The organism is Prevotella pallens, assembly GCF_900454935.1.
Taxonomy (GTDB): domain Bacteria; phylum Bacteroidota; class Bacteroidia; order Bacteroidales; family Bacteroidaceae; genus Prevotella; species Prevotella pallens.
In genome coordinates, this window is the sequence record NZ_UGTP01000001.1 from 789,881 (window position 1) to 803,280 (window position 13,400).

General features: G+C 38.9%; 9 protein-coding genes. 8 read left to right on the forward strand and 1 reads right to left on the reverse strand.

The window, feature by feature from the left end:
• The first annotated feature begins 147 nt into the window (after positions 1 to 147).
• From DX009_RS03450 to DX009_RS03460, 3 genes are all read left to right on the forward strand, one after another.
• On the forward strand, positions 148 to 2,310 hold the full coding sequence (locus DX009_RS03450; protein WP_115083015.1) for an elongation factor G: 2,163 nt from the start codon (positions 148 to 150) through the stop codon (positions 2,308 to 2,310).
• 391 nt (positions 2,311 to 2,701) lie between these two features.
• The gene (locus DX009_RS03455) at positions 2,702 to 3,448 is read left to right on the forward strand and encodes a polyprenol monophosphomannose synthase (RefSeq protein ID WP_115083016.1); all 747 of its coding nucleotides are present in this window, start codon (positions 2,702 to 2,704) and stop codon (positions 3,446 to 3,448) included.
• An 84-nt stretch (positions 3,449 to 3,532) separates the two neighbouring features.
• Positions 3,533 to 4,852, forward strand: a complete 1,320-nt coding sequence (locus DX009_RS03460; protein ID WP_115083017.1) for a suppressor of fused domain protein — start codon at positions 3,533 to 3,535, stop codon at positions 4,850 to 4,852.
• A 796-nt stretch (positions 4,853 to 5,648) separates the two neighbouring features.
• Here the strand turns inward: DX009_RS03460 and galE are convergent.
• On the reverse strand, positions 5,649 to 6,686 hold the full coding sequence (galE, locus tag DX009_RS03465; RefSeq protein WP_115083018.1) for a UDP-glucose 4-epimerase GalE: 1,038 nt from the start codon (positions 6,684 to 6,686) through the stop codon (positions 5,649 to 5,651).
• A gap of 226 nt (positions 6,687 to 6,912) precedes the next feature.
• Between galE and DX009_RS03470 the strand changes: the two genes are divergently transcribed.
• From DX009_RS03470 to DX009_RS03490, 5 genes are all read left to right on the forward strand, one after another.
• On the forward strand, positions 6,913 to 7,341 hold the full coding sequence (locus DX009_RS03470; protein ID WP_115083019.1) for a hypothetical protein: 429 nt from the start codon (positions 6,913 to 6,915) through the stop codon (positions 7,339 to 7,341).
• A gap of 18 nt (positions 7,342 to 7,359) precedes the next feature.
• Positions 7,360 to 8,616, forward strand: coding sequence for a type IX secretion system plug protein (locus tag DX009_RS03475; protein WP_115083020.1), 1,257 nt, complete (start codon positions 7,360 to 7,362; stop codon positions 8,614 to 8,616).
• A 67-nt stretch (positions 8,617 to 8,683) separates the two neighbouring features.
• Entirely contained in the window at positions 8,684 to 10,441 is a 1,758-nt protein-coding gene (locus DX009_RS03480; RefSeq protein ID WP_115083021.1) for a bifunctional metallophosphatase/5'-nucleotidase, read from the forward strand.
• Positions 10,442 to 10,477: 36 nt separating this feature from the next.
• Complete coding sequence (gene nudC, locus DX009_RS03485) at positions 10,478 to 11,266, forward strand: NAD(+) diphosphatase (RefSeq protein ID WP_115083022.1); 789 nt, start codon at positions 10,478 to 10,480, stop codon at positions 11,264 to 11,266.
• A gap of 24 nt (positions 11,267 to 11,290) precedes the next feature.
• Positions 11,291 to 12,628 (forward strand): NCS2 family permease, encoded by a 1,338-nt coding sequence (locus tag DX009_RS03490; RefSeq protein WP_006045346.1) that lies wholly within the window; start codon positions 11,291 to 11,293, stop codon positions 12,626 to 12,628.
• Positions 12,629 to 13,400: the final 772 nt, after the last annotated feature.

A 13,400-nucleotide genomic window follows, 5' to 3' on the forward strand; every position in this document is an offset into this window, starting at 1 on the left:
AATGTATAACTTAGGCGTCAGTAGTAATAAGCATAGCTTATAACCCTACACAAAACATAATACTAACAACCTTAAGGTAGCGTTCTAACAGACTTATATGTATTGCATAGTAGACTTTTAGAAACACCTTTTAAATCTATTGTGGTTATGAGAGTATATAAAACAAACGAGATTAAGAACATTGCATTGCTTGGCAGTGCGGGTAGCGGCAAGACTACTCTTGCCGAAAGTATGTTATTTGGTGCTGGTATAATAAAGCGCCGTGGTACAGTAGAAGCAAAGAATACTGTTTGCGATTACTTTCCCGTAGAACAAGAATACGGCTATTCTGTATTTCCTACAGTGTTCCATGTAGAATGGAACAACAAAAAGCTAAACATAATTGATTGCCCAGGAAGCGATGATTTTATTGGTGGTGCCATAACAGCATTGAATGTTACCGACCAGGCAGTGATTCTTATCAACGGACAATATGGCCCTGAAGTAGGAACACAGAACAACTTCCGCTACACAGAGAAGTTGAAGAAACCTGTAATCTTCTTAGTCAATCAATTAGATTCCGAGAAATGCGACTTCGATAACGTTATGAATAGTATGCGGGAAATATATGGACCTAAATGTGTACAAATACAATATCCCACAGCAACAGGCGCAAACTTTAACAGTATTATAGATGTTTTGTTGATGAAGAAGTACAGTTGGAAACCAGAAGGAGGTATGCCTATCATAGAAGATATTCCTGCTGAAGAAATGGATAAGGCTATGGAGCTACATAAAGCATTGGTTGAAGCTGCTGCAGAGAATGACGAAACATTGATGGAGAAGTTCTTTGAGACTGAAACATTAACCGAAGACGAAATGCGCGAGGGTATTCGTAAAGGACTTGTAGCACGTAGCATCTTTCCTGTATTCTGTGTTTGTGCTGGTAAAGATATGGGCGTGCGTCGCTTAATGGAGTTTTTGGGTAACGTTGTACCTTTCGTTAGCGAGATGCCAAAAATACATAACGCACGTGGAGAAGAAGTTACACCCGACTCAAATGGTCCTGAATCTGTTTACTTCTTCAAAACAGGAGTAGAACCACATATCGGAGAGGTGAGCTATTTTAAAGTTATGAGTGGAGCCATAAAGGTGGGCGACGACTTAACTAATGCAGACCGAGGATCTAAAGAACGCATCGGACAACTGTTTGCTTGTGCAGGTGCAAACCGTATACCTGTTGAGCAAGTTAATGCTGGCGATATTGGCTGTACAGTGAAATTGAAAGACGTTAAGACAGGCAATACATTGAATGGTAAGGGTGTAGAACAGCACTTCGACTTCATTAAGTATCCGAATCCAAAGTATATGCGTGCCATCGAGGCTGTAAACTCTCAAGATACAGAAAAGCTTATGGCGGCATTGTTAAAGATGCGTCAAGAAGATCCAACATGGCTTGTTGAGCAAAGTAAAGAGTTACGTCAGACCATCGTAAAAGGACAAGGCGAATTCCACTTGCGCACTTTGAAGTGGCGTTTGGAGAATAATGAGAAACTTCAAACCGTATTCAAGGAAGCTCGCATACCTTATCGTGAAACCATTACCAAGCAGGCGAAGGCTGAATATCGCCACAAGAAGCAGAGCGGTGGTGCTGGACAGTTTGGCGAAGTGCACCTTATCGTAGAGCCATACGCTGAAGGAATGCCCGACCCAACAATGTATAAGTTCAACGGACAAGAGTTTAAGATGAATATAAAGGGTAAGGAAGAAAAGACATTGCCTTGGGGCGGTAAGCTCGTTTTCATCAATTCGGTTGTAGGTGGAGCCATCGACACACGCTTTATGCCAGCTATTTTGAAAGGTATTATGGATTGTATGGAGCGCGGACCATTGACTGGAAGCTACGCTCGCGATGTTCGCGTGGTTGTTTACGATGGTAAGATGCACCCAGTAGACTCTAATGAACTTTCGTTTACACTTGCTGCTCGCCACGCTTTCTCTGATGCTTTCAAGATTGCAGGACCGAAAATTCTCGAACCTATATACGATTTGGAAGTTTATGTGCCGGGCGATTACATGGGCGACGTAATGAGCGACTTGCAAGGACGTCGTGCTATGATAATGGGAATGGATAGCGAAGCTGGCTACCAGAAGCTGCAAGCCAAGATTCCGTTGAAGGAATTGGCAAGCTATAGCATCTCTCTGAGTTCGCTGACAGGTGGCCGTGCAAGTTTCACCACCAAGTTCTCAAGCTACGAACTAGTGCCTAACGAACTCCAGCAGACCCTCATTGCTGAACACGAAGCAGAAGTTAAGGACGAAGACGAATAGACTAAAGGAACTCTTTTGCATTTGCAATATATATAAGAACCGTAAGAGCCGACATGCCAAACAGCGTGTTGGCTCTTGCTATTTAAAGCCAGTTTTACTACAAAATCAAGGCTGATAATGAACTCAGTGTTATGTCCAAAAAAAAGTACATCTGTAAAGTGCAGTGTTCTAATATGATGTGATGCGCTAAAGAATATAGCGTTATATCCAGTTTAATATGATATCAAATTCGTCTAAACATATAGAGAATGGAGACCGAAAGTGCTATAATATATTCGTCTAACAATAGATACACACAAAGTCATTTAACGTGCTTTTAAGTGCAAACTGTTTATAACATTTGGGATATTCGGATATTTATCTTACTTTTGCAACAAAGAATATATTTGGTATGACAAGCGATAGTATAGTAATAATTCCTACATACAACGAAAAAGAGAATATGGAGAAGATTATCCGAGCTGTTTTCGGTTTGGAGAAGTGTTTTCATATCTTAGTAATTGACGACGGAAGTCCTGACGGAACTGCACAGATTGTACACCGACTCATAAAAGAAGAGTTTGCCGACCGCTTATTTATCATTGAGCGTTCAGGTAAGTTAGGACTTGGAACAGCTTATATTTGTGGTTTTAAATGGGCATTGGAGCATGGCTATGACTATATATTTGAGATGGACGCAGACTTCAGCCACGACCCTAACGACCTTCCTCGCCTATATGCAGCTACGCACGACGAGGGCTTCGATGTGGCTGTCGGCTCACGTTATGTAAGCGGAGTGAATGTGGTGAACTGGCCAATTGGACGTGTTTTGATGAGCTATTTTGCCAGCAAGTATGTACGTTTCGTAACCGGATTCCATGTTCACGACACCACGGCAGGCTTTGTTTGCTATCGCCGCAAGGTGCTCGAAACTATTCCACTCGACGAAGTTCGCTTCAAAGGCTATGCTTTCCAGATAGAAATGAAGTACACTGCGTATAAAATAGGATTTAAGATAAAGGAAGTACCCGTTATATTCGTAAACCGAAGAGAAGGCACAAGCAAGATGAGCGGAGGCATATTCTCGGAAGCCTTCTTTGGTGTGATGCGTTTAAGAATAGACGGTTGGTTCAGGAAATACCCCACTATAAAGAATTAAATAACAGCATAGTAAAAGAACGCTTTCGCATCGGAGGCGTTCTTTTATACGTTTAAAAACAAGCTTAATTTTATTGTTTTCACGATGAAGCATATCACAAGAGATGAAGCTTTAAAACTATTAGTACGCAATAATCCCGAACCAGTTGCGAGTCATTGCGACAAGTCTATGTGGTGGTTCATAACTCGTGCCGTTGGCGGACTATGGATTCAGCACCCACTCAAAATGACAGTGTCATGGCTTTATCTGCTTATGTTACCTTTAATTTATGCGCAGAAAAGCATAGGATTTGCCATAATAGGCATATCCATTGTATTCTTCTGTATTCTTGCTTATTATTTTTATTTCTACAGAAAGCTATACAAAGCATTAAGAGAGAATACTTATCGCATTGATGAAGATGGTATATCGGTGTCGATAACCACAGTTGATGGCGTTTTGGCACGCTATCTTACCACGCCGTTCTCGCTGATTAAGGATATATGGTTGGCTCAAAACTACATTTATATTGAAACGGAAGACAAGACAGATATTGGCGTTGTCTACCTCTTTTCAGACGAACCAGAACGCATTTTGGGCAATATCGTATCGTATATGCAGTTGGAAAAGAAAGCCAAAGAGGACAAACCAATACCTTATTATAGTGCTGAGGAACGCACAGACCTAAGAAACTTTGTGGAAGAACGCTTCGGAAAGATTGACGCAGTACTAAACGATACCGATGGCGAAGGTTTCCCGGTGGACATTGCTGCAATTCCTCCCAGTCCGCAACACAACTACTGGACGCTTTGCACCATAGGGGCAGGAGCCATTCGTGTGCCCAACCAAGAATATTACAAGCAGTCGGACAATGGTGAAACAACTTTCGATGCAACCAAATACACCGAAGGCTTTGTGGTGGAACACTTCGAATACGTTATGTATCTGCCGCCCGACTGGAACGTAACCGATGCCGATTTAAGCAAAGACAGCAATTATTGGTATCTACGCCTACTGCGCGATGTAGTGCAATATACCTACTATAACTTCCAGTTTCAGCTTGGCGACACCTTAAATTATAATGATGGCGATAGCGAGCAACTATCGTTCGACCATTCGACCGACTTTTATGCAGCATTGATTTTGTGCCCATTACCCGATGTTGCTAACGAACAGTTTACCAATATCGAAGGTCGCACCATTCAGTTCTTTCAAGTTGTGCCTATCACTACAGAAGAAGCTAACTATTTGAGTAGGCATTCTGCTGCCGATTTTCTGAAGAAATATATGGATATAAGTGCTATTCAACTGGATAACGAGTCTAAACAAGTGAAGCACGAACGCTATTCAAAGGCAATTATATCGCACTTCGAACGCCATATAAAGGGAGCAAACGTAGTAACAATGTACTCACATAAGAACTAAAAAACTTGCTACTTAATGGAAGAAAAAGTACAGCAATAAATGTTCTAAGTTATTTGAACAAGTAAGTGCTCGTAAGTGTTATATAAATTCAGTAGAAAATAGCTAAAGCGGTTATATGCGACACCTGTTAGGTGCTCAGCAATTTAATAGAATTTCTCGAATATTCTATAAAAAGAATAAGATATTTAGGCTACTTTTATTTTAGATATCTGTCCCGTTAGTTTCAGATATCTGTCGCGTTCGTCTCAGATATCTGTCAATTGCGTTTCAGATATCTATAGCTTGCGACACGTATATCCATAGATATAACTTCGTATATCCATAGATGTAGCTTCGTATATCCATAGATGTCGTTTCATATATCTATAGATGTAGCTTCGTATATCCATAGATGTAGCTTCGTATATCCATAGATGTAGCTTCGTATATCTATAGATAGTTGTTCAGGTATCATAACAAGCCAGAAACTTTAACCTTTTATTCTATAATACTATAGTGGTGTGTATTCAGATGAAAACTACAAAACGTTCTATTCTGCAATGTTTCAATTTACGTGCTATTATAAGCATCTAACAACGAATATGTTGTTCCTAATTTGTTTATATCTGTGCGAACTCTATAATAATAGTATTCTTTCCTAAACCATTCTCACATCTTTTGTTCTACTGCAGCATTATAGATAGCAAAAGCAGTTGTTTCGCATAGCAAAACAACCGCTTCTGTAAAACAAGAGAATAGTATTATTACAACTAAAGTATAAAAACTTTAAGCAATCATATAAGCTTTATTTTAGTGCTTACATAACACCGTCTTCGCGAAGTTTCTGTTGCCATTTCCATGCAGAAGCCAAAACGTCTTCCAGCGGAGTATTAGCTTTCCAGCCCAACACCTTATTGGCTTTGGTGCAATCGCCCCAAATTTTCTCTATATCACCTTCGCGACGTGGTCCGAACTTCCAATTCACCTTTACACCAGTAGCCCTTTCAAAAGTAGTTACAATTTCTAGCGTAGAGTTTCCTTTACCAGTTCCAATGTTGAAATATTCAATCTTGTCAGTATCTTTGTCTAATACACGTGTCATCGCCGCTACGTGAGCTTTTGCAAGGTCTACTACATAAATGTAATCGCGTATACAAGTACCATCTTCGGTGTTGTAATCGTTGCCAAAAATGGTAAGTTGTTTGCGTATTCCCATAGCAGTTTGCGTAACATAAGGAATAAGATTGTTGGGCACACCATTAGGCAATTCGCCAATAAATGCAGTAGGGTGTGCACCTATTGGATTGAAATAACGAAGCACAATGCTCTTTATAGGTGCACCGCTGTGAATGTAATCGTAAATAATTTGCTCATTAATCTCTTTTGTGTTTCCGTAGGGCGATGTAGCTTTTTGATGTGGTGCATCTTCAGTAACAGGTAAGTTCTCTTTGTTAGGCTGTCCGTAAACGGTGCACGAACTAGAGAATATAATACCTTTTACGTTATATTTTGGCATCATTTCCAATAAGTTAATGAGCGAAACAACATTGTTGCGATAGTACATTAACGGTTTTTCAACACTTTCGCCTACAGCTTTTGATGCTGCAAAGTGAATAATTCCATCAATGTTCGGATATTTTTTGAATAGGCGTTCGGTAGCATCTTTATCTTCAAGATTTACTTGTTCAAATGCTGGTCGTATTCCTGTTATTTTCTCTATACCATCGAGAACCTCTATTTTAGAGTTTGAAAGATTGTCTGCTATCACTACATTGTATCCTGCCTCTTGCAGTTCTACCGTTGTGTGCGAACCTATAAAACCAGTTCCACCTGTAACTAAAATTGTTTGTTTCATATCTTTTTAATGAATATTTTTGCAAGTAACTTATTGTTGTTCTTTATAAGAATAACGAGCGAGCCTCTTATTTATGTGTGCAAAGATACTTAGAAATTAGCAGGTAGGGTTATAAAAATAATATTATTTATTAAAAAAGGTACGATTGTACCCCTATAAATAAAAAGTTTTACTAACTTTGCCATTGTTTAAACAACCATCAACAGTTCTTTAATTGTTTTTTATTATGGAGCAAACAATGCAACAAATAGAGCGCTTTCTAAAAAAGATAGCACAGAAGTTTCCATCAACACAGGAACCAATAGTTATGACAGATATCCACTTAAGGGTGTCGCAATTCAGTGGAGACCTTATGGCTTTCGACGATGAAGGAAACGAAATAACACGCTGTGTAGTTGAAGAATGGATTGAAAACAATAATGACGATTTCTATAAAAACATTACAGCACAGTTGCGTAGCGAGTCTTTAAGACTGAAAGATGTTGTAGACAACTTCGGTATAATAAAACCTTATAGTCTTGTTTTAGAAGACGAAGAAGGCGAAAACATAGCCGAACTGTACGTGGCAGATGGTGATACAATTATTGTTGGCGACGAATTATTACCAGGATTAGAGGAAGACCTCGACGAATTTCTAAAGAAACTAATACCTTAAACGAAAGGATATAAAAGTATGAAGAGAGCCAGAAAAGCTGTCTTGTTACTATTGTCAACAATATTCTCTATTGCTGCCGTTGCACAACGCCACAACATTCTGAACGAAAACATACGGTCGTTACAAGTTGTGGCAAATCAAGACTGGCTTGCTTTGCCCATTATAGAAGTAGGAAACGGTGTGTTAGATATTAATTTCGACGATCTATCAACAGAGTACCATCGCTATACTTACAGCCTGCAACATTGCGAATCAAATTGGAAACCATCTACCTCGCTTTTCGAAAGCGACTATGTGGACGGCTTTGCAAGTGGAAACACTATAGACGATGTAACACCTTCACTCCTTACAAACACAGCTTATACACATTATCATCTTAGACTTCCGAATAGCAATTGCCAGCCAAAATTGTCTGGAAACTATCTGCTTACCATTTACGATGATAACGATAATGTAGCTATAAAAGTCTGTTTTATGGTGAAAGAGCCTTTTACAAAGTCGATGGGAGTTGCTTTGAATGTTGTAACCAACACCGATGCTACCATAAACAACGCACACCAGCAAGTGGAAATGGAGTTGAAATATAATAGTTATAATGTAACGAATCCGCAATCGCAAATAAAAACAGTACTTCTGCAGAATAAACGATGGGACAATGCGCGATGGAATGTAAAGCCACAATATGTTATGAACGATGGCTTGCGTTGGAGCCATAATGCAAACTATATATTTTGGGCAGGCAACGAATATAGAAAGTTTGAGATTTTATCAACCAATGTAGCCGCAACAGGTATAGAACGCATTCTGTGGGACGGTAAAAACTACAACGCCTACCCCTTTATAGCATTGCCAAGACCTAACTATTTGTATGATGAAGATGCGGATGGAGCTTTCTTAATACGCAATTCAGATAATAACAATATAAATACGGAGAGCGATTATGTGTTGGTTCATTTCCAATTAAGCAGTCCGCAGTTTACAAATGGCGATGTATATGTAAATGGCGACTGGACTTACGATAGATTTTTACCACAATATAAGCTAATATACGATGACCAATCGAAGAGTTATAAAGCTGTGATACCACTAAAATTAGGCTACTATAGTTATCAATATGTGTTGGTAGATGAGAATGGAAACGCTGAGATAGCACCTACTGAAGGTAACTATTATCAAACAGAAAACTCTTATCAAGCTTTAGTTTATTATAGAGAACAAGGTGGAAGAACAGATAAATTAGTGGGTTATACAGCAGTTAAATTTAAAATTAAGTAGCCGCACATTGCTACCAAGAGATATACAATAGATATATTAGTAGCAGGTTTTAATAACATATATATATATGAAAAGAACTTTATTTGCATTTATGACATTAGCATTTTGCTGTTTTGGAGCAAGAGCTCAAAACAAGAATATAACAATAACATTAGTAGAGACTTCAGATGTGCATGGTTCGTTTTTCCCATACGATTTCATAACGCGTAAGCCTAAAGCTGGATCGATGGCAAGAGTTGCTACTTTTATAAACGATTTAAGGCAGAAGAAAGGCACAGAGAATGTGTATCTTCTAGATAACGGAGATATTCTGCAGGGACAACCAATAAGTTATTATTACAACTATATTGATAAACAACAAGAGAACATTGCTGCTAGTGTCGTAAACTTTATGAACTACGATGCAACAACTGTTGGAAACCACGATATAGAAACTGGACACGCTGTTTACGATAAATGGATTCGCGAATTGCATTGCCCTGTATTGGGAGCAAATATTATTGATACGAGAACACAAAAGTCTTATGTATTGCCTTATACCATAATAAAGAAAAAGAACGGTGTGAAAGTAGCCGTTGTTGGTATGCTTACTCCTGCTATACCCAATTGGTTAGAAGAGAACTTATGGAAGGGGTTACGTTTTGAGGATATTGTCTCTTCGGCGAAGAAGACAATAGCAGCATTGAAAGCTAACGAGAAACCCGATGTTATTGTAGGACTTTTCCACTCTGGTTGGGACGGTGGCATTATTACACCAAACTATGTTGAAGATGCATCTAAAATGGTAGCAGAAGAAGTAGATGGTTTTGATGTGGTGTTTTTCGGCCACGACCATAAACCGCACAATTCAATAGAAACTAACAAAGATGGTAACGAGGTGGTGTGTTTAGACCCTGCGAATAATGCACAGAGAGTAGCAGTGGCTACTATAACCTTAGCACCTGTAAAGAAAAAAAATAAAAGTGGTAAGCAGTTCAATGTTGTTAAGAAGTGGGGCGAATTAGTTAGTGTAGCCGATTTAGCTATAGACAAACCATTTATGGCACACTTTGAAAAGCAAATAGACAAGGTGAAACAGTGGGCTAACACAGAAATAGGACACTTTGATAACACTATTAGTACGAAAGATTGTTTCTTTGGTAACTCAGCTTTCAACGATTTAATTCTCAATCTAGAACTTCAGATAACGAAGGCTGATATTGCTTTCAATGCTCCTTTAGGTTTTAATTCTGTCATTAAGGCAGGACCTATCACAGTGGGCGATATGTTTAGTTTGTACAAATACGAAAACCAGCTCTACGTTATGCGCTTAACGGGTAAAGAAATAAAGAACTATTTGGAAATGAGTTATAATCTCTGGACAAATACAATGAAATCGCCCGACGACCATTTACTATTGCTTTCTAACGATACAAGAGACGATTCGCAACGCTTAGGCTTTAAAAACTTCTCGTTTAATTTCGACTCTGCTGCTGGTATAGACTACGAAGTAGATGTAACGAAGCCTTATGGACAGAAGGTTAATATAATTAAAATGAGTAATGGGCAACCGTTTGATGAGGCTAAATACTATAATGTGGCTGTTAATAGTTATCGTGGTAACGGCGGTGGAGAACTCTTAACAAAAGGCGCTGGCATACCACACGATGAATTAAAGAAGCGCATTGTTTGGCGAAGCGACCGTGACCAACGTTACTATCTTATGGAAGAAATTAAGAAGGCTGGTACTCTAAATCCACAACCCAATCATAACTGGAAGTTCGTTCCTGTAGAATGGACTGATAAGGCTGCTGCTCGCGACCGTAAATTACTCTTTGGAGAATAGGTATAATGTAACACAAGGAAAGGGAATATAAGAAAAATGAAATGCTTTTGGTTTGTGTTTTGTAAAACCGATATTGTATTAGAAAAAACAACTGGTGGTTATACTATTCCATTGTTAGACGACTGTCCAACTCCATTAAAAGAGTGGTCGCAAGTATTAGAAATAGGAACTATGCCCGATGATGGTACGCCCATTAAGGCTGTAAGCATAGATATGCCATTGACCGATAGTCCTATATTCGAAATGTGTGGACTACGTAACAGCTATTATAAATTGTCGAAAGCTCTCTATTTAATGGCTGGTAAATGTTACGAACTGCTTTATTGGAACCAAAATACACGTTTCTGTGGCGTTTGTGGGACACCTACAAAGCTGCATACCAACATATCGAAACGCTGTCCAAATTGTGGAAAGGAGGTGTGGCCACAAGTGTCTCCAGCCATCATAGTACTGGTGCATCGTGCTGATGAGATTCTTTTAGTGAGGGCAAATAGTTTTAGAGATAATCATTATGGTTTGGTGGCTGGATTTGTAGAGACTGGAGAAACTCTCGAAGAAGCGGTGCATAGAGAAGTATTGGAAGAAACTGGTATACGCATAAATAATCTTCGCTACTTTGCTTCACAACCATGGCCCTATCCAAGTGGTGTTATGGTGGGTTACAATGCCGATTATGTGGAAGGTGAAATACATTTGCAATGGAGCGAACTTTGTAAAGGTAGTTGGTTCACGAAAGACAATTTGCCTAATTTGCCCGAGAAGCTTTCTATTGCCCGAAGGTTGATAGACGATTGGCTTGAACAAATGAATAGTAATAAACAATAATCTTAAATACAAATAAAACAATCTATGAAGATTTTAGAAAAAGCTTTAGGTTTCGACCCTAAAACAATGAAGTTGCGCACCGAACTGATTGCTGGTGTAACTACGTTTCTCACTATGAGTTATATTTTGGCGGTAAATCCGTCTATTCTTATGACTACTGGTATGAGTCAAGGTGCACTCTTTACCGCTACTGCTCTGGCTTCGGCTATTGCCACGCTTCTATTGGCATTTATGGCTAAGTTGCCTTTTGCGCAAGCACCGTCAATGGGACTTAATGCCTTTTTTGCTTATACGCTTTGTCAAGCAATGGGCTATTCGTGGCAAAATTCGCTCGCTATCTTGCTCATCGAAGGCGTTATATTTATGTTAATAACGTTTTTCAACGTGCGAGAGATGATATTCAATGCTATTCCTAACAATTTGCGTTATGCTATTTCTGCTGGTATTGGTATGTTTATTGCCTTTATTGGACTTAAGAATGCAGGCATTATTGTTGCGAAAGAGGGCACATTCGTTGGGTTAGGCGAATTTACTACACCATGCTTGTTAGGTATTTTTGCTACTTTGCTTAGTGGTGTACTAATGGCGCGCAATGTTAAAGGCTCGTTGTTTTGGGGCATTATAGCTACTACGTTGATTGGTATTCCATTGGGCGTTACTGTATTCCCAGACCATTGGTTGCCTGTTTCTGCTCCACAAGATATATCGCCTATCTTTTGCAAGTTCGACTTCTCTGGCTTGTTGAATCTTAAAACATTTCTTGTGGTATTCTCTCTACTAATTGTGAATATCTTTGATACCATAGGAACGCTTATGGGGTTGGCAGAGAAAACTGGTATTGTGCGCGAAGATGGAAGCATTCCACACGTGAGCGAAGCTATGATGAGTGATGCTATTGGAACTACTTGTGGGGCTATGCTTGGTAGTTCTACCATATCAACATATATTGAAAGTGCTAGCGGAATAGCTGAAGGCGGTCGGTCGGGCGTAACTTCTCTTGTTGTGGGCGTTATGTTTTTACTGTCTCTATTCCTTTCACCCATCTTTTTGCTCATACCAAGTGCTGCAACAAGTGGTGCACTTATTATGGTAGGTGTGTTAATGCTCGATTCTGTGAAGAAGATAAACCTACAGGATATGACCGAAGCTTTCCCTGCCTTTATCACTATGATAACAATGGTGTTGTGCTATTCCATTGCAGATGGAATTTGTTTAGGCATTCTGTCGTTTGCCATAATGAAACTTTGCACAGGTCGTTGGAAAGACTTGAACTGGACTCTCTGCATTCTGTCTGTGCTTTTCATTCTTAACTTTACATCAGATAAGCTCTTCAGCTTCATTGCTTATCTCTTTATGAATTAAGCTTATTTGTTGCATACATTATAGTTTCCTTAATGTTTTCTATGTGCTTAAAACATTTTATTGCCTCTAGAACATTAGGGAAACTATAATCTATATTGTCTACCGACAACCATAGAGAAACTAGAAAATTCTGACTTCCTATAACTTTTTAAGCGCGACACGCTGTTTAATATATCTCGACGCATTTGTAGCGTTGTTAAATTGTTTTATAATATAGAGGAAGAGACCTACCGTGCGAGTTTGCATTTGGCTACAATCAAATAAAATTCTTATTGTAGCATAACCATATTTTTATCTTAATAGAACAGCGCAGGAGATAATTTGTAAACTATAGTTATAGTAATAAAGTCTGCCCCAACATAAATAAATATGAAACAGCATATTGTTTTTCAGATGCTTATAATAGCACTTAAATTGAAACATTGCAGAATAGAACGTTTCATAGTTTTCATCTGAATACATACCACTTTGGTATTACAAGTTAAGCATATAAAGAATCTGATTTGTTATGATGCCTGAACGGCAATCCATGGATATACGAATGGCAATCCATAGATACACGAACGGCAATCCATGGATATACAAACGGCAATCCATGGATATACAAACGGCAATCCATAGATATACGAACGGCAATCTATAGATATCTGAAACGCACTTCTTAGATATCTGAAACACACTTCTTAGATATCTGAAACGCACTTCTCAGATATCTGAAACAAGAATACTACATCAGGCTGCTTTTATAAACATTAAAGATATCTTTTTGAAT